The 16,118-nt window shown below is 67.5% G+C and carries 15 protein-coding genes; 9 read left to right on the forward strand and 6 right to left on the reverse strand.

Annotated features, from left to right (window positions below; genetic code table 11):
* Positions 1-99: 99 nt before the first annotated feature.
* Entirely contained in the window at positions 100-1,701 is a 1,602-nt protein-coding gene (locus ACIGJC_RS28220; RefSeq protein WP_483712834.1) for a peptide chain release factor 3, read from the forward strand.
* Between the two features lie 71 nt (positions 1,702-1,772).
* Here ACIGJC_RS28220 and ACIGJC_RS28225 read toward each other — a convergent pair whose 3' ends face one another.
* Positions 1,773-1,943, reverse strand: coding sequence for a hypothetical protein (locus tag ACIGJC_RS28225; RefSeq protein ID WP_483714523.1), 171 nt, complete (start codon positions 1,941-1,943; stop codon positions 1,773-1,775).
* Between the two features lie 366 nt (positions 1,944-2,309).
* Here ACIGJC_RS28225 and ACIGJC_RS28230 point away from each other — a divergent pair, with 366 nt between their 5' ends.
* Together ACIGJC_RS28230 and ACIGJC_RS28235 are read left to right on the forward strand one after the other, a co-directional pair.
* Complete coding sequence (locus tag ACIGJC_RS28230; protein ID WP_483712835.1) at positions 2,310-3,569, forward strand: MFS transporter; 1,260 nt, start codon at positions 2,310-2,312, stop codon at positions 3,567-3,569.
* Between the two features lie 244 nt (positions 3,570-3,813).
* Positions 3,814-4,722, forward strand: coding sequence for a mechanosensitive ion channel family protein (locus ACIGJC_RS28235; RefSeq protein ID WP_483712836.1), 909 nt, complete (start codon positions 3,814-3,816; stop codon positions 4,720-4,722).
* Here ACIGJC_RS28235 and edd read toward each other — a convergent pair.
* A complete protein-coding gene (gene edd / locus ACIGJC_RS28240; RefSeq protein WP_483712837.1) occupies positions 4,719-6,554 on the reverse strand; it encodes a phosphogluconate dehydratase in 1,836 nt (611 codons plus the stop codon). The genes ACIGJC_RS28235 and edd overlap by 4 nt on opposite strands.
* Before the next feature lie 257 nt (positions 6,555-6,811).
* Between edd and zwf the strand changes: the two genes are divergently transcribed.
* Genes zwf through ACIGJC_RS28265 form a run of 5 tightly spaced genes read left to right on the forward strand, consistent with a single transcriptional unit; the run spans position 6,812 to position 12,018 of the window.
* A complete protein-coding gene (gene zwf / locus ACIGJC_RS28245; protein WP_483714429.1) occupies positions 6,812-8,260 on the forward strand; it encodes a glucose-6-phosphate dehydrogenase in 1,449 nt (482 codons plus the stop codon).
* Between the two features lie 16 nt (positions 8,261-8,276).
* Positions 8,277-8,957, forward strand: a complete 681-nt coding sequence (gene pgl, locus ACIGJC_RS28250) for a 6-phosphogluconolactonase (protein ID WP_483712838.1) — start codon at positions 8,277-8,279, stop codon at positions 8,955-8,957.
* Positions 8,958-8,965: 8 nt separating this feature from the next.
* A complete protein-coding gene (locus ACIGJC_RS28255; RefSeq protein WP_483712839.1) occupies positions 8,966-9,985 on the forward strand; it encodes a glucokinase in 1,020 nt (339 codons plus the stop codon).
* A gap of 3 nt (positions 9,986-9,988) precedes the next feature.
* On the forward strand, positions 9,989-10,687 hold the full coding sequence (locus tag ACIGJC_RS28260; RefSeq protein ID WP_483712840.1) for a response regulator: 699 nt from the start codon (positions 9,989-9,991) through the stop codon (positions 10,685-10,687).
* Positions 10,687-12,018, forward strand: a complete 1,332-nt coding sequence (locus ACIGJC_RS28265; protein ID WP_483712841.1) for a sensor histidine kinase — start codon at positions 10,687-10,689, stop codon at positions 12,016-12,018. Before ACIGJC_RS28260 ends, ACIGJC_RS28265 begins: the two co-directional genes overlap by 1 nt.
* Before the next feature lie 13 nt (positions 12,019-12,031).
* Here the strand turns inward: ACIGJC_RS28265 and ACIGJC_RS28270 are convergent, their stop codons facing one another.
* Entirely contained in the window at positions 12,032-12,964 is a 933-nt protein-coding gene (locus tag ACIGJC_RS28270; RefSeq protein WP_483712842.1) for a 2-hydroxyacid dehydrogenase, read from the reverse strand.
* Between the two features lie 349 nt (positions 12,965-13,313).
* On the opposite strand from ACIGJC_RS28270, the gene ACIGJC_RS28275 reads away from it, so the two are divergent.
* Positions 13,314-13,769, forward strand: a complete 456-nt coding sequence (locus ACIGJC_RS28275) for a YccF domain-containing protein (RefSeq protein ID WP_483712843.1) — start codon at positions 13,314-13,316, stop codon at positions 13,767-13,769.
* Here ACIGJC_RS28275 and ACIGJC_RS28280 read toward each other — a convergent pair.
* From ACIGJC_RS28280 to ACIGJC_RS28290, 3 genes are read right to left on the reverse strand one after another with little or no spacing between them, the layout of a single operon-like run.
* Positions 13,766-14,224 (reverse strand): MarR family winged helix-turn-helix transcriptional regulator, encoded by a 459-nt coding sequence (locus ACIGJC_RS28280; RefSeq protein WP_483712844.1) that lies wholly within the window; start codon positions 14,222-14,224, stop codon positions 13,766-13,768. The genes ACIGJC_RS28275 and ACIGJC_RS28280 overlap by 4 nt on opposite strands.
* 27 nt (positions 14,225-14,251) lie before the next feature.
* Positions 14,252-14,425, reverse strand: a complete 174-nt coding sequence (locus tag ACIGJC_RS28285) for a hypothetical protein (RefSeq protein ID WP_483712845.1) — start codon at positions 14,423-14,425, stop codon at positions 14,252-14,254.
* Positions 14,426-14,436: 11 nt separating this feature from the next.
* The gene (locus tag ACIGJC_RS28290) at positions 14,437-16,101 is read right to left on the reverse strand and encodes an FAD-dependent oxidoreductase (protein WP_483712846.1); all 1,665 of its coding nucleotides are present in this window, start codon (positions 16,099-16,101) and stop codon (positions 14,437-14,439) included.
* Positions 16,102-16,118: the final 17 nt, after the last annotated feature.

Consider the following 16,118-nt stretch of genomic DNA (forward strand, 5'->3'; position numbering starts at 1 on the left):
TGCCCGCAGTGCCGGCCCGACCGCCCGCGTGCGGTCCTCGCTGTTGCCCGGCCGGCCCCCGCATGCCGGGCCCTGCAATCCTCCCGATTCCTATCCGCCGTGAGCTCGCTCGTTTCCGAAATTGCGCGTCGACGCACCTTTGCCATTATTTCCCACCCTGACGCGGGTAAAACCACGCTGACCGAGAAGCTGCTGTGGTTCGGCGGCGCGATCCAGGTGGCCGGCGAAGTGCGCGCGCGCAAAGCAGACCGCCACGCCACGTCGGACTGGATGGAGCTGGAGAAGCAGCGCGGCATTTCCGTGACGTCTTCGGTGATGCAGTTCCCGTACCGTCGCGAAGCTGCCGATGGCAAGGCCGAGGAGAACATCGTCAACCTGCTCGACACGCCGGGCCACGAGGACTTCTCCGAGGACACCTACCGCACGCTGACCGCGGTCGACTCGGCCGTGATGGTGATCGACTCGGTCAACGGCGTGGAAGCGCAGACCATCAAGCTGCTCAACGTCTGCCGTCTGCGCGCGACACCCATCCTCACCTTCATCAACAAGCTTGACCGCGAAGGCCGCTCGCCGATCGAGCTGCTCGACGAGATCGAGGACGTGCTGCAGATCCAGTGCGCGCCCATGACGTGGCCGATCGGCATGGGCAAGGCGTTCCGCGGCGTGTACCACCTGATCGACGACAAGGTGCAGCTGTTCGATCCGCGCGGCGACAAGGGCACGGCGGCGATTCTCGACGGGCTCGACAACCCGGAGCTGGACCGCATCCTGGGCAGCCAGGCGGATGAGTTGCGACTCGAGATCGAACTGGTGCGCGGCGCTTCGCACAACTTCGACAAGGACGCCTTTTTGGCCGGCAAGCAGACGCCTGTGTACTTCGGTTCGGCGATCAACAACTTCGGCGTGCAGTCGCTGCTCGACGCGCTGTGCCAGCTGTCGCCGCCGCCGCTCGCGCGCCACACCGAAACGCGGGTGGTGGAGCCGCAGGAAGCCAAGTTCACGGGCTTCGTGTTCAAGATCCAGGCCAATATGGACCCGCGCCACCGCGACCGCATTGCGTTCGTGCGTGTGTGCTCGGGCCGCTTCGAGCGCGGCATGAAGCTGCTGCACGTGGCGCAGGGCAAGACCGTGGCGATCAACAACGCCATCACCTTCATGGCGCAGGACCGCAACACCACGGAAGAAGCCTACGCCGGCGACATCATCGGCGTGCCGAACCACGGCACCATCCGCCTGGGCGATGTCTTCACAGAAGGCGAGCCGCTCAAGTTCACGGGCATCCCGTCGTTCGCGCCGGAATTCTTCCGCCGCGCGCGGTTGAACAACCCGCTCAAGGTCAAGCAGTTGCAGAAGGGTTTGCAGCAGCTGGCCGAAGAGGGCGCTACGCAGATGTTCCGCCCGCTGGTGTCCAACGACCTGGTGCTGGGCGCGGTGGGTATCCTGCAGTTCGACGTGGTGGCGCACCGGCTCGAGCATGAATACGGTGTCGACGCGATCTTCGAATCGCATGAATGCGCGACTGCGCGCTGGCTGCGGGGCGAGCCGGGCGAGATCGAGAAACTGATTGCCAAGGCGGGCCACAACGTCGCGCTCGATGGTGCGGGCGATCACGTCTACCTGGCACCGAGCATGGTCAACCTGCGGCTTACGCAGGAGAAGTTCCCGAACGTGCAGTTCATGGAAACGCGCGAGATCGTCTGACGCCAACCTTGCACAGATGGCAAAACGGCCCGCATTGCTCCGGGCCGTTTTGCTTTACCGGAATTGCCGGATCAGTACGACAGCGTGGCCTGCACGTAGAACGTGCGCGGCATGCCGACGTACTTGCCGAAGTTCTGGTCGTTGGAGCGCGTGAAATAGCGGCGGTCGAACAGGTTCTTGATGCCGACCGCGATCTTGGCATTCTTGCCGAAGTCATAGCCGGCGCGGATGTTCGTCAGCATATAGCGGCGTGGTCTTCACGCTGCCGCCGTGCGAATAGATGTCGCTCTCGACCGATGCCTGGGCCGCGAAGGCCTGCGGAATCGCGCGCGGAAAGGTCCTGAAAAACGCGCAGCGGAAAGTGGAGCGTGCGCTGCGTCAGGACGCGATTATAAATGCGAATCTTGTCGTACTTCTGTCGTCTCCATGCATCATGTTCGATACATTGGCGACACGTGGGAAACACGTCGTGCGCGAATGTCGGCAGTTGCATGCACGCAGAATGGTGGCGCGTCTTAAAATGGCGCTTTTGCCGTCACGCTGGCGTACTTAGTGCCCGAAGCGGCGCATCTTTGTTGTCCTGCCCTGCCCGCCAGCGATCCCCGCCCATGTCTTCCCCTGCCGCCCCTGCCGCCCCTGCTGCCACCGATGCGTCCGAGCGCATCTTCGGCGATACCTCGTTCCGTCGCTTCTGGTTCGCGCGCCTGTGCACCACCATCGGTTACCAGATCTTCACCGTGGCGGTCGGATGGCAGATGTACGACCTGACGCGCAACGCGTTCATGCTCGGCCTGGTGGGGCTGGTGCAGTTTCTGCCGTCTGTTGTGCTGATCCTGATATCCGGTCACGCGGCGGACCGCTTCGACCGCCGCCGCATCGTCCGTACCTGCCAGGCGCTTGAAGCGCTTATCGCCGTGGCGATGGCAGTGGCGAGCCTTTCCGGCCGGATCAACCCCGGGCACATCTTCGTGTTCGTCGCGCTGATCGGTGCCGCGCGCGCGTTCGAGACGCCGACGCTGCAGGCGCTGCTGCCCAGCGTGGTGACACCGCGCCAGTTGCCGCGCGCCGTGGCGCTGGCCAGTTCGGCGGCGCAGGCCGCCATCATCATCGGCCCGGCCATCGGGGGCTTTGCCTATGTGGCGGGTCCGGGGGTGGTGTATGCGCTGAGCGCGACGCTGTTCGCGGTCGCCGCGGTCCTCGTCAGCGGCCTGACGCTGCGCCAGCCCATGCAGCGGCTGACCGCACCGGTCAGCGTGAAGACCCTGTTTGCGGGGTTTGCCTATATCCGCAGCCGCCCGGTGCTGCTCGGCGCGATCTCGCTGGACCTGTTCGCGGTGCTGCTCGGCGGGGCGACCGCGCTGCTGCCGATCTATGCGCGCGACATCCTGCACACCGGCCCGTGGGGCCTGGGACTGCTGCGCTCGTCGCCGGCCATCGGCGCGCTGGTCACGGCGCTGTGGCTGGCCGGTCATCCGCTCAATCGCCGCGCGGGCAAGGTGATGTTCGGCGCCGTGGCGGTATTCGGCACGGCCACGCTGGTGTTCGGCGTGTCGCACTGGCTGCCCTTGTCGATGGCTGCGCTCGTCGTGCTGGGCGCGTCGGACATGATCAGCGTGGTGGTGCGCTCGACGCTGGTCCAGCTCGATACGCCCGACGACATGCGCGGGCGCGTCGGCGCCGTCAACTCGGTCTTCATTGGCGCGTCCAATCAATTGGGCGAGTTCGAGTCCGGCGTGACCGCGGCGCTGCTGGGCCCGATCGGCGCGGTGGTCATGGGCGGCGTGGGCACGCTGCTGGTGGTGGCGCTGTGGATGCGCGTGTTCCCGGCACTGACCCACCGCGACCGCCTGCACGACCATCCGCGCTGAGCGCGGGGTGGTGAGCGTACCTGTTTCTGCGTGATTGCGATCCCTGGGGCGGGAAACCAATTCCCCTTGTACCGGTCCTCTTAGAAGCAGGATCAATTGCGCAATCGCGCCCTTTGTCGGTGAATGTCCGCCATTTTTACGCGATCAAGGGGCGTATAGATGGCTTTGCGGCGGCTTCGGACCGTCGCGCCATGCAGATTTGCGTGCGCAGAAACGGGTACGCCCCCAAAGACAGGAGCCGCTTTTGAATAACTGGAGCATCGACGCCGCCAAAATCGAGACTGCCTGGAATTTCCTCGTGCAGTTCTCCTTGCACCAGGGCCTGAATGCCATTGCAGCCCTGCTGATCCTGATCGCCGGCTGGTGGCTGTCCGGCTGCGCGGCCGCGGCCATCCACCGCGCACTCGATCGCACCCACGTCGACGAGACCATACGGCCGCTACTCGCCAGCGCGATTCAGTGGATGGTTCGCGTGCTGACCATCGTGCTGGTGCTGTCGCAGTTCGGGGTGCAGACCGCAAGCATCATCGCCATGCTCGGTGCTGCCGGCCTTGCGATCGGGCTCGCGCTGCAGGGCACGCTGCAGAACATTGCCGCGGGCATCATGCTGGTGCTGCTGCGGCCGTTCCGCGTGGGGCAATATATCGATGCGCAGGGCGTGGCCGGTACGGTGCGCGAGACCGGGCTGTTCATGACTGAACTGACCACGGCCGACGGGGTCTGCCTGCGCGTGCCGAATGGCAAGCTGTGGGGCAGCGCGATCACGAACTACAGCGAGAACCCCTCGCGCCGCATGGACATCGAGACCACCGTGGCATTCGGCAGCGATATGCACAAGGGGCTAGACGCGCTGCGCAAGCTGCTGTCCGACGAACCGCGCCTGCTGCCCGAGCCGAAGCCCGAGGCGATGGTGGTCAACTACACGCAGCAGGGCATTACGCTGAACCTGCGCTGCTGGACCTCCAACGAACACTACTGGGCCGTGCGATACGCGTTCTATGAGCGCATCAAGCACGTGCTGGAGGACGCTGGCTGCAAGATCGCGGTGCCGATCCAGGAAGTCCGTATGCCGGACCCGGGCGCAACGCCGGTCACCACGCCGGCAGCAGCCACGCCGGATCCGCGCGCCAACCCGTTGCGCCGCGCGGGCTAGGCGCGCGCGTCTTCATCGGCGAAGAGCGTGCAGGCACCCGCTTCGGCGTCGCTGACGTTGCGGCGGAAGGTCGCGAACAGGTCGCGACCCACGCCGTGACGGTTGGCGCTCAGGTCCGGCCGTACGGACTCCCGCCCATTCCACTCGGCATCGTCCAGGAGCACGGTCAGCACACCGGCGGGCGCATCGACACGCACCATGTCGCCCGTGCGCACGCGCCCGATGCCGCCGCCGTTCAGCGCTTCCGGACAGACGTGGATGGCCGCGGGCACCTTGCCCGATGCACCCGACATGCGCCCATCGGTCACCAGCGCGACATGGAAGCCCCGGTCCTGCAGCACCGTCAGCGTCGGCGTGAGCTTGTGCAGTTCGGGCATGCCGCATGACGCGGGCCCTTGCCACGGCAGCACCGCGACGAAGTCGCGCTCCAGTTCGCCTCGCTTGAACGCGGCAATCACGTCGTCCTGGTGCTCGAACACGATCGCAGGCGCTTCCACCACCTGGTGCTCCGGCTTCACCGCAGAGGTCTTGATTACCGCGCGCCCCAACCTGCCATCGAGCAGCTTGATGCCGCCGTCCGGCAGAAACGGCTGGGCGGCACCGCGCACGATGGTGTCCTCCAGCGTGGTAGCCGGACCGTCGATCCATTCAAGCTTGCCGTCGCGCAGCACCGGCTCGCGCGTGTAGGCTTCCAGCCCGCGGCCGACGACCGTGTTCACGTCGTCATGAAGCAGGCCCAGTTCGAGCAGCCCGCGGATCACCACGGAGAGCCCGCCCGCAGCCTGGAACTGGTTCACGTCGGCCTTGCCATTCGGATAGACGCGCGCGAGCAGCGGCACCGCCGCCGACAGTTCGTCGAAGTCATCCCACGTCAGCACGATGCCGGCGACACGCGCCATGGCGATCAGGTGCAGCGTGTGGTTGGTCGAGCCGCCCGTGGCGAGCAGGCCGACGATGCCATTGACAAAGGCATGCTCGTCCAGCACCTCGGCAACGGGCGTATAGCGTTCGCCGCCATGCACCAGCCGCAGCGCCTGCCGCGCCGATTCGCGCGTGAGCGCTTCGCGCAGCGGCGTGTTCGGATTGATGAAGGCCGTGCCCGGCAGATGCAGGCCCATCATCTCCATCAGCATCTGGTTCGAGTTGGCCGTGCCGTAGAACGTGCAGGTGCCCGGGCCGTGGTAGGAACGCGTCTCGGCTTCGAGCAGTTCCTTGCGGCCGATCTTGCCTTCGGCATAGAGCTGGCGCACGTGCGCCTTCTCGTCGTTGCTAAGGCCCGTGGTCATCGGGCCGCCCGCCACGAACACCGCTGGCAGGTGGCCGAACGACAGGGCGCCCATCACCAGCCCCGGCACGATCTTGTCGCACACGCCCAGGTACAGCGCGCCATCGAACATCTGATGCGACAGCGCTACCGCCGTGGCCAGTGCAATCACATCGCGCGAGAACAGCGACAGGTCCATGCCGTCCTGCCCCTGGGTCACGCCGTCGCACATGGCGGGCGTGCCGCCGGCGAACTGCGCGGTGCCGCCGGCCTCCAGCGCGGCTTCCTTGAGCCACTTCGGGAACGCTGCCAGCGGCTGGTGAGCGGACAACATGTCGTTGTATGCGGAGACGATCGCCAGGTTGGGCCGCTCGTCGGCCTTGAGCCGGATCTTGGCTTCGTCCGGCATGGCGGCGATGGCGTGCGCGAGGTTGGTACACGATATCTGGGAGCGCTCGACCTTCTGGCCCGCCATGGCGCGGGTGCGGTCGAGGTAGGCCTGCCGGGAAGGGCCGCTGCGCGAGACGATGCGGGCCGTGACCCGTTCGAGCACTGGGTGACGTGGCATAGGATTCTCCTGCAAGGTTGCTTCCAGCCTAGCGCACTTCGCGGCACGCTGCACGCGCCACGGGATCGGCGCCGGTCACGCAGAAACGGGTACGCTTGTGGCGCGTGCGCCTCGCCAAGCGGCGGGGACTCACGTAAACTGCCCGGAACTTATGCGCCGCGGGCAGACACTCAATCCATGAGGCCGCATCGGGCAGGGCCGCGCTCGCAGCGCTCGCAGTGTTCTGACCGCCATCCTTCAAGGAGTCCACGGTGAGCATGCCTGATTTCGACATGGTGTTGTTTGGCGGCACCGGCGACCTGGCGCGGCGCAAGCTGCTGCCATCCCTGTTTGAAGCCCATCACGCCGGGCTGCTGCATCCGCAGGCGCGCATCCTGGCTACGGGAAGCCAGCCGCTCAGCCAGCAGGATTACCTCGATTCGCTGGAGCAGGGCGTGCGCCCGGGGCTGGCCCATGCGCCGCCTGACTCATGGGCCGCGTTTTTGGCCCGCATCTGCTACGTGCAGGCCGACGCACGCGTGCCCGCGCACTTCGACGCGCTCGCCGAGAAGGTGCTGTCGCGCCGTCCTGAAGTCGTGGTGTGCTACCTGGCCACCGCGCCGCACCTGTTCGTGCCGATCTGCGAGCAGCTCGCGCGCACGGGGCTGAACACGCCCAATGTGCGCATCGTGCTGGAAAAACCGCTGGGGCACGACCTCGAATCGTCGGAAGCGATCAACGCCGCCGTGGCGAAGTTCTTCGCCGAGGACCAGATCTATCGCATCGATCACTACCTGGGCAAGGAGTCGGTGCAGAACCTGATGGCGATCCGCTTCGGCAATGCGCTGTTCGAGCCGCTGTGGCGGCGCGAATGGGTGCAGGACGTGCAGATCACCATTGCCGAGGAGCTCGGCGTCGAAACGCGCGGCGATTTCTATGACCGGACCGGCGCACTGCGCGACATGGTGCAGAACCACCTGCTGCAACTGCTGTGCATGGTGGCCATGGAGCCGCCCTCCAGCCTGTCCGAAGACGCCATCCGCGACGAGAAGATCAAGATCCTCAAGGCGCTCAAGCCGATCACGCCACAGGCGGTGGCCGAGAAGACCGTGCGCGGCCAGTACCGGGCCGGCGCTATCGGCGGCAAGCCGGTGGCGGGCTATCTCGACGAGAAGGGCATTGCCGCCGACAGCCGCACCGAGACCTTCGTCGCGATCAAGGCGGAGATCGCCAACTGGCGCTGGGAAGGCGTGCCGTTCTACCTGCGCACCGGCAAGCGCATGCAGTCGCGCGTGGCCGAGATCGTGATTCATTTCCGCGACGTGCCGCATGCCATCTTTCCGCGCCCGCTGACGCTGTCGCCGCAGAACCGGCTCGTGATCCAGCTGCAGCCGGAAGAGAGCATCCGGCTGTACTTCCTGGTCAAGCAGCCCGGCGACACGCTGGAGCTGACGCCGACGTCGCTCGATCTCGATTTCGCTAACTCGTTCAAGGTGCGCCGCGCCGGTGCCTATGAGCGCCTGCTGCTCGACGTGATTCGCGGCCGGCTGGGCCTGTTCGTGCGGCGTGACGAGCAGGTGCAGGCATGGCGCTGGGTCGAGCCGATCCTCGACACCTGGCAGGAAAGCAACGTGCCGCCCAAGCCGTATACCGCGGGCACGTGGGGCCCGGCTGCCTCGTCGGCGCTGATGTCGCGCGACGACGCGCTGTGGCACGAGGAAGCCTGACACGGAGACACAAATCATGCGCGAGTTCGAACATGCAACGGTGATGGACCAGGCCGAAGCGCTGGCGATCTCCATCGGCCATGCGCTGGACCTGGCGATTCGCGTCAACGGCTGGGCCGTGCTTGCGGTCTCGGGCAGCCGCTCGCCGATCCCGATGTTCGAGCGCCTGCGCTACCGCCCCGTGCGCTGGGAAGCCGTGACCGTCACGCTGGTCGACGAACGCGCGGTGCCGCCGGATGATCCTGACAGCAACGGCGCGCAGGTGCGCGCGCACCTGCTGCGCGAGGCCGCGGGGCGCGCAGCGTTCGTGCCGCTGATCGCCGACGCCGCCGAAGTGGCCGCTCCGGAGCGCGCGGTGGCGCGCCTGAACCAGGCGTACCGCCAGCCCGACGTGATCGTCCTCGGCATGGGCGAGGACGGCCACACCGGTTCGCTGTTTCCCGACGCGCCCGAACTGCAGACTGCGCTGAGCGACCCCAAGCCTGGCTACCTGGTCACGCACCCGGCCAACGCGCCGCATGTCCGCGTGACGCTGAACATGGCCGCGATACTGGCCGCCGAGCGGACGTTCCTGGCCATTGCGGGCGAGGTCAAAGGCAAGGTGCTCGATCGCGCCAAACAAGGGCCGACGCCTGCCTTGCCGGTCAGCATCGTGCTCGCCAACCAGCGTCACGGTTTCGATATTTTCCGCGCATGAGCCATGCCATGACTGCTTCGGCCGTGTCTGTCGACGACACCTACCCGCGCCTGCTTGCCGACGTGGGCGGCACCAACGTGCGCTTTGCGCTCGAAACGGCGCCGATGCAGATTGGCGCGGTGACCGCCCTGAAAGTGGCCGACCACGCGTCGCTCGAAGCGGCCATGCGCCACTATCTGGACGGCCTGCGCGCCGCGCGCGCCACGCTGCCGCGTCATGCGGCCATCGGCCTGGCCAATCCGGTCACCGGCGACCAAGTGCGGCTGACCAACCACGACTGGGCTTTCTCGGTCGAGGCTACGCGGCAGGCGGTCGGGCTGGAGCGGCTGGTCGCCATCAACGACTTCACTTCGCTTGCACTGGGCTTGCCTTACCTCCGCGCGAGCGATCTCGTGCAGGTGCGGCCGGGCCAGGCCGTGGCCACCGCGCCGCGCGCGCTGGTGGGACCCGGCACCGGACTTGGCGTGTCGGGTCTTGTGCCGTGTCCCGCTGGCAGTGCCGTGGCCTTGGCGGGAGAGGGCGGTCATATCGAGCTGATGCCCGTGACCGATGACGAGTGGATCGCCTGGCAAGCCGCGCACCGTACCTTCGGACGCGTGTCGGCGGAGCGTCTTTTGTCGGGCATGGGGCTGTCGCATATCCACGCCGCGCTGTCCGCAGAAACGGGTACGCTCGCCGACGCGCCGCTGACGCCGGAGCAGGTCACCACGGGCGCGTTCGAGCGCCACGATCCGCTCTGCGAGCGCACCATGGCGGTATTCTTCGGCCTGCTCGGCTCGGTCGCGGCGGATGTGGCGCTGGTGCTCGGCGCGCTCGGGGGCGTTTACCTGGGTGGCGGCATCCTGCCGCGTTTCGTGCCGGCGCTGCAGGCGTCCGCGTTCAACGCGCGCTTCGTCGCCAAGGGACGCATGCAGGGCTACCTCGACAAGCTGCCGGTATACGTGATTACCGCCAGCTATCCCGCGCTGCCCGGGCTGGCGCGCGCGCTGGCGGATACGCTTCATCCCGGCCAGCCAACTATCGGATAAGACATGCGTGTGTTGCTGGTGGAAGACGATGCCATGATCGGCGACAGCGTGAAGCTCGCGCTGCGTCAGGAAGGGTTTGCGGTGGACTGGGTCCAGGACGGCGAGGCCGGTCTTGCCGCCGCCACGCCCGCGGGTGGGCCCGGCGACGCAGCCTGCTATGACCTGATCCTGCTGGACCTCGGGCTGCCGCGCCGGTCGGGCCTGGACGTGCTGCGCGCGCTGCGTGCGCGCGGCGTATCCACGCCGGTGCTGATCCTGACCGCGCGCGACGCGGTGGCGGACCGCGTGGCCGGGCTCAATGCGGGCGCCGACGATTACCTCGTCAAGCCGTTCGACCTGCAGGAACTGGCCGCGCGCATGCATGCGCTCGCACGCCGCGCGGAAGGACGGGCCGAGCCGATCCTCAGCTACGGTGCCATTTCGCTCAACGCGGCGACGCGCGAAGTGACGCTGGGCGGCGAGCCCGTGCGGCTGTCCGCGCGAGAATTCTCGCTGCTGTCGGCGCTGATGGCGCGTCCGGGCAAGGTGTGGTCGGTGGCGCAGTTGCAGGAGCGCTTGTACGGCTGGGACGACGAAGTCGGCAGCAATACGGTGGAGGTCTATATCCACGCGCTGCGCAAGAAATTCGGCGCCGCGCTGATCCGCAATATCCGGGGCGTGGGCTATGTCGTGCCCCGGCTCGAAGAGGAACCAGGACACTGATGCGCTCGATCCAGCGAACCTTGCTATGGTGGCTCGCCGCCGGCCTGCTCGCCGGCATTGCCATGGCCACCGTGCTGATCTACGGGCAGGCCCGCCAGGAGGCCAATGCGCTGTTCGACTACCAGATGAAGCAGGTCGCCGCCGCCTTGCCGAGCCAGTTTGTGGACCCGGTGGCGGCGCCGTTCATCATGGAAGGGGGCGCCAGCGCCGACCTGCTGCACGCGGACGAGGACGTGGTCATCCATATCTGGGACGGCTCGGGCCGCAGCCTGTACCTTTCGCACGCGCATCCGGCGTTGCCGGCACGGGCGGAACTGGGCTTTTCCAATGTCACCACCGGCGAAGGCGAATGGCGGCTCTACAGCATGCAGCTGGGACCCGCCGTGGTTCAGATCGCGCAGCCCATGAGCGCGCGGCGCACGCTGGCCGCGCGCATGGCGCTGCGCACCGTGGCGCCGCTGCTGCTCCTGCTGCCGTTGCTGGCCTGGCTGGTATGGATGGCGGTGGGCCGCGGGCTGCGACCCTTGCGCGAGATCGCCACCGAAGTGCGGGCGCGCGACGCCAGTTCACTCGCGCCGCTGGCCAAGCGCCCGATGCCCGACGAGATCGCGCCGCTCAGCGCCGCACTCGACCAGTTGCTGGGACGGCTGTCGCACGCGCTCGATACCCAGCGCGCGTTCGTGGCCGATGCCGCGCACGCGCTGCGCACGCCACTGACGGCATTGCAGTTGCAGGCGCAACTGGTGGAGCGCGCCGAAGATCCGCAGGCCCGGCGCGAGGCGGTCGGCAAATTGCGCCAGGGGCTGGAGCGCCTGACCCATCTGGTGGCGCAGTTGCTGACGCTGGCGCGCCAGGAGCCCGGCGCGGTAACGCTGCCGCATGAGCCGCTGGACCTGCCCGAGCTGGCAGCCGGCGTGGTGGCCGATATGGCGCAGGCCGCGCTCGACCGTGAAATCGACCTCGGCATGGACGCCGACAGCCTGCCGGCAGCCCGCATACGCGGCGATGCCGATGCCCTGCGCATCCTGCTGACCAACCTGATCGACAACGCGCTGGCGTACGTTCCGCGCGGCAGCCGCGTCGACGTGCAGGTGAGGGCGCCGCAAGGCAGCCAGGTGGAGCTGGTGGTCAGCGATAACGGGCCGGGCATTCCCGCCGCCGAGCGCGGGCGCGTCTTCGACCGCTTCTACCGCTTGCCCGATGCCCCCACCGGCGGCAGCGGACTCGGGCTGGCCATCGTCGCCGAGATCGCGCAGTCGCATGGCGCCAGCCTGGCGCTGGAGGACGCTGCGCCCGGCCTGCGCGTGCGCGTGACGTTCCCGGCCGCCTGAGCCGGCTCGCGGTTCAGACCGGCGTCAGCAGCGGCTCGCCGGCAAAGTGGCGGCGGGCATTCTCGATGAACTGGTCCACCGATGCCTGGATCGCCTCCGGCGACCAGCCGGCCATGTGCGGGGTCAACACCACGTTCGGGCAGTCGAGCAGCACCGTTGGCGGTGCCGGCTCGGTTTCGTAAACATCCAGGCCGGCACCGCGAACGGTCCCCGCGCGCAGCGCCTGCGCGAGCGCGGCGGTATCCACCACGCTGCCGCGCGCGATGTTGACAAGGAAGCCGTCCGGACCCAGTGCGGCCAGCACGCCGGCGTCCACGAGGTGGCGCGTGCCGGCACCGCCGGGCGTCGCGATGATGAGGTAATCGGCCCACTGCGCCAGCGCGGGGATGCTGTCGAAATACCGGTACGTCGTATCGGCTCGCGCCGTGCGGTTGTGATAGCCGATTTCCAGGTCGAAGCCTTCGCCGCGCCGCGCGATGCGGCGGCCAATGGTTCCCAGGCCGACGATGCCCATCCGCTTGCCCGAGAAGTTCGGGCTCAGCGGCAGCGTGTCACGCCACTGGCCGGAGCGCGTGGCGAGGTCCAGTTGCGGGACCGCGCGCACCACGGCCAGCAACAGCGCCATGGCGTGATCGGCTACGCAACTGTCATTGGTGCCGGCGCCATTGGCCACGGCGATGCCGCGCGCGCGGGCATGCGTGTGCGCGATGTTTTCATAGCCGGCGCCGAGCGCGCTGACCAACTCCAACTGCGGCATGGCGTCGATCTCCGCCGCCGTCAGGCCAATCGAGCCGATCGTGAGTACCGCGCGTACCGTGCTGCCATGCGTAGCCACGGCATCGGCGCGCGCGGCGGCATCCGGCGCGTAGTGCACCGTGAATCGCTCGCCAAGGCTGGCGAGGTGTTGTGACGACATCGGGTTCAGGACAAGCAGGACGGGCTTCATGACGGAGACTGCGGGAGCGACTGCCGTGGTCACGGCGTAGGGCGCAAGGGAGACGAGGCGCACATTCTAGCCCTGCAGCGCCACGCCGCGTGGACGGCTGTCTCTATGTCGGCACGCAGAAACGGGTACGGCTGCCTCCCGAGCGGTGTCCGCAGAAACGGGTACGCACGCAGAATTGGGTACGCTTTGGTATGCCGTGCTTCAGGAAAGTCGGCATGTTTGCGCGTGCCGGTGCTGGCTTTGACTGCGGAAATCCCGGACGTCCCGGCGCGTTTGGCAGGCACGCAGAAACGGGTACGCTTTGGCCGGCGCGTATCATCGGGAACTCCTTCACTTCCGGAATGCATGCATGCGCGCGATTGGCAATTTCCTCTGGTTCATTCTTGGCGGCGTCTTCATGGGCCTGGCCTGGTGGCTGGCGGGGCTGCTGGCCTTCTGCTCGATCGTCGGTATTCCATGGGGCAAGGCGTGCTTCGTGATCGGCAGCTTCACCTTCTTTCCGTTCGGCAAGCAGGCGATCAGCCGGCGCGAGCTGAACCAGCGCGACGATATCGGCACCGGCGCGCTCGGCATGGTCGGCAATGTGCTGTGGTTCCTCTTTGCCGGGATCTGGCTGGCGATCGGCCACGTGATGTCGGCCATCGCGTGCTTTGTGACCATCATCGGCATTCCGTTCGCCATCCAGCACCTGAAGCTGGCCGGCATCGCGCTGGCACCGATCGGGCAGACCGTGGTGCCCAATGAGGTGGCCGAGGCCGCGCGACGCGGCGCGGCGCGTGACCACGTGGACGGGCTGAGGCGCTAAGCGTCGCCGGCCTGGTCGTCACGCGTGGCGTGGGCCACCAGCTTGTCGAGCAGCCCGCCCAGCACCGCCTGCTCCTGCTCGTTCAGGCAGCCAAAGATTTCCTCGTTGCGGCGGGCGATCATCGCAATGGCCTGCCGATACATCGGCTTGCCTTGCGGCGTTAGCTCGAGCACCACGCCGCGCCCGTCCGCCTCGCTCGCGGACTTGCTGACCAGGCCGCGAGCGACCAGAGCTTGCGCCGAGCGGCTCGCCTGGCCCTTGGTCAGGTTGGCCTTCTGCGCCAGCGCATTGACCGACAGCGGCGCGAACGCGCCAATGGCGGCCAGGCAGCGGCCTTCGCTGAGCAGCAGGCCACATTGCTCCAGGTAGGCGTAGGCGCTGTCCTTGTCGCTGAGTTTGTTGACCTGGTGCAGGCGGTAGGTCAGGAACTGGTCCAGGCGGGGCAGGGCTTTCATAGCGGATCCGTACAGGGGAGCGGAAGTTTACACCCGCGCCCGGGCGGTCTCGATCAAGGCAAGCACCGGGTCCAGTGCCTCCTGGCGGCTCATCAGGCCCAGGCAAACCATGGCGAGCAGCAGCGACGCCTTGTCCTGGCCGACACCGGCCACGGCTTCGCACAAGCGGGTGTAGGCGAGGTCGAGTTCTTCAGCTTGCATGGCGGGCTCCGTCAGCGCGGGGTTTGCAGGAAAGGGGCGAGGGCGGCGCGTACCTGCGCCGCTTGCGGTGCGCGCCAGCGCGCGAGTACATAGCCATCGGGACGGATCACGTACAGCGTGCCCGCTTGCGCGGCATAGCGTGTGAAGGCGTGGCCGTCGATATCGGCCAGCGCGCCGTCCTTTGGCACGCTGTCGGCGGGAACCACCACGCGAAGCTGCACGTTGGCCGCATGCGTCCGCGCAAAGGCCGCCAGTTCAGCAGGCACGGACGCGCGATCGCCGAACCACAGCAGCGTGAAGCGCCGGCCGAAGCTGGCGGTCAGGTGTTCGCCATCGAGTCGCGCTTCCGGCGCGGGCATGCCAGGTGCGGCGCCGGGACAATCGTCGCCGAAGTCCGATGGGCCGTTCAGTGCCGAGCCCGCGCCCGTATAGGCGATCGGCGCCGACTGGCGCGGGTTGATCAGCGAACGCACTGCGGGTTGATCGAGCGCCAGGCGCAGCGTGGCCTCGCGCATCAGGCTGAAGGCGAAATTGGGCGGCGCCATGAACTCCGTGCTCTTGGCGCCGTAGGCGATGTTCTGCCGCGTGGCGTGAACACGTTCGGTCGAATAGGAATCGAGCAGGCTCGCGTCGGCGCGGTCCGCGATGACCGAGGCGAGCTTCCAGGCCAGGTTGCCGGCATCGTCCAGCCCGGAGTTGAGCCCGCGCACGCCGAAAATCGGCACCAGGTGCGCGGCGTCGCCCGCGAACAGCACGCGGCCGTGCCGGTACGCATCGAGCGTGAGGCACTTGGCGTTGTAGATCGAAATCCACAGCGGTTCCCACGGTTCGGTCTCGCCGATCATATCGAGGTGGCTCTGCACGCGCGGCAGCACGTTTTCGGGCTTGACGGCTTCAACCGGATCCTCGTCGTCGCGGATCTGGTAGTCGATGCGCCAGACGTCATCGGGCTGGCGGTGCATCAGGATGGTCGAGCCCGGATTCGACGGCGGATCGAACCACGCCAGCCGCTCCACCTCGCGCCGCGTCTTCTGCACGATATCGACGATCACGTAGCGGCCTTCGTACTGCGTTCCTTCCATGCGCAGGCCAAGCTTTTCGCGCACGGTGCTACGGCCGCCGTCGCACGCCACCAGCCATTGGGCACGGACCTGCCGGCTGCCCTGCGCGGTCCCGATGTCCACGCTGACGCCATCCGCATCGTGGCGCACGTCGGCCACGCGCGCGCCGAAGCGCACGTCGGCGTGCGGACCGCAGGCCAGCGCGGCCTGGTGGGCGAAGGCCTCCAGGTAGTACTGCTGGATGTTGACCATCGGCGCAAAGCGCTCGCCGGGTTCGCTTGGCATCTGGAAGTGCAGCACTTCCGTGTCGCGGTAGTAGCTGCGCCCGCCGACCCAGGGCAGGCCCTTGTCGACGGTGGCCTGGTCGGCGTCCACCCAGCCGAGGATTTCCAGCGAACGGCGCGACATGCAGATGGCGCGACTGCCTGCGCAGTAGCCGTCATCGGCCTCCACCACGAGCGAGTCAATGCCATGCCGTGCGAGCAGGGCGCTCAACGCCAGCCCTACTGGCCCGCCGCCAGCAATGAGCACCGGGACGGATAAAGGCCATGGGCGCGGCCCGGTGGCAGGCGGTGCGGGCATGGCCGCGCAAGCAGGCACGGAAAGGTCTGGCATGGACACCCTCTGCAAAT

The sequence above is a fragment of the Cupriavidus sp. C3SS-1 genome (assembly GCF_057073755.1).

Coding starts and splice junctions, on each gene's coding strand:
- pgl (WP_483712838.1), top strand. CDS start 8,277: ATGCGCGAGTTCGAACATGCAACGGTGATGGACCAGGCCGAAGCGCTG.
- edd (WP_483712837.1), bottom strand. CDS start 6,554: ATGCCACGTCACCCAGTGCTCGAACGGGTCACGGCCCGCATCGTCTCG.
- ACIGJC_RS28255 (WP_483712839.1), top strand. CDS start 8,966: ATGACTGCTTCGGCCGTGTCTGTCGACGACACCTACCCGCGCCTGCTT.
- ACIGJC_RS28230 (WP_483712835.1), top strand. CDS start 2,310: ATGTCTTCCCCTGCCGCCCCTGCCGCCCCTGCTGCCACCGATGCGTCC.
- ACIGJC_RS28265 (WP_483712841.1), top strand. CDS start 10,687: ATGCGCTCGATCCAGCGAACCTTGCTATGGTGGCTCGCCGCCGGCCTG.
- ACIGJC_RS28280 (WP_483712844.1), bottom strand. CDS start 14,224: ATGAAAGCCCTGCCCCGCCTGGACCAGTTCCTGACCTACCGCCTGCAC.
- ACIGJC_RS28260 (WP_483712840.1), top strand. CDS start 9,989: ATGCGTGTGTTGCTGGTGGAAGACGATGCCATGATCGGCGACAGCGTG.
- zwf (WP_483714429.1), top strand. CDS start 6,812: ATGCCTGATTTCGACATGGTGTTGTTTGGCGGCACCGGCGACCTGGCG.
- ACIGJC_RS28290 (WP_483712846.1), bottom strand. CDS start 16,101: ATGCCAGACCTTTCCGTGCCTGCTTGCGCGGCCATGCCCGCACCGCCT.
- ACIGJC_RS28225 (WP_483714523.1), bottom strand. CDS start 1,943: ATGCTGACGAACATCCGCGCCGGCTATGACTTCGGCAAGAATGCCAAG.
- ACIGJC_RS28270 (WP_483712842.1), bottom strand. CDS start 12,964: ATGAAGCCCGTCCTGCTTGTCCTGAACCCGATGTCGTCACAACACCTC.
- ACIGJC_RS28285 (WP_483712845.1), bottom strand. CDS start 14,425: ATGCAAGCTGAAGAACTCGACCTCGCCTACACCCGCTTGTGCGAAGCC.
- ACIGJC_RS28275 (WP_483712843.1), top strand. CDS start 13,314: ATGCGCGCGATTGGCAATTTCCTCTGGTTCATTCTTGGCGGCGTCTTC.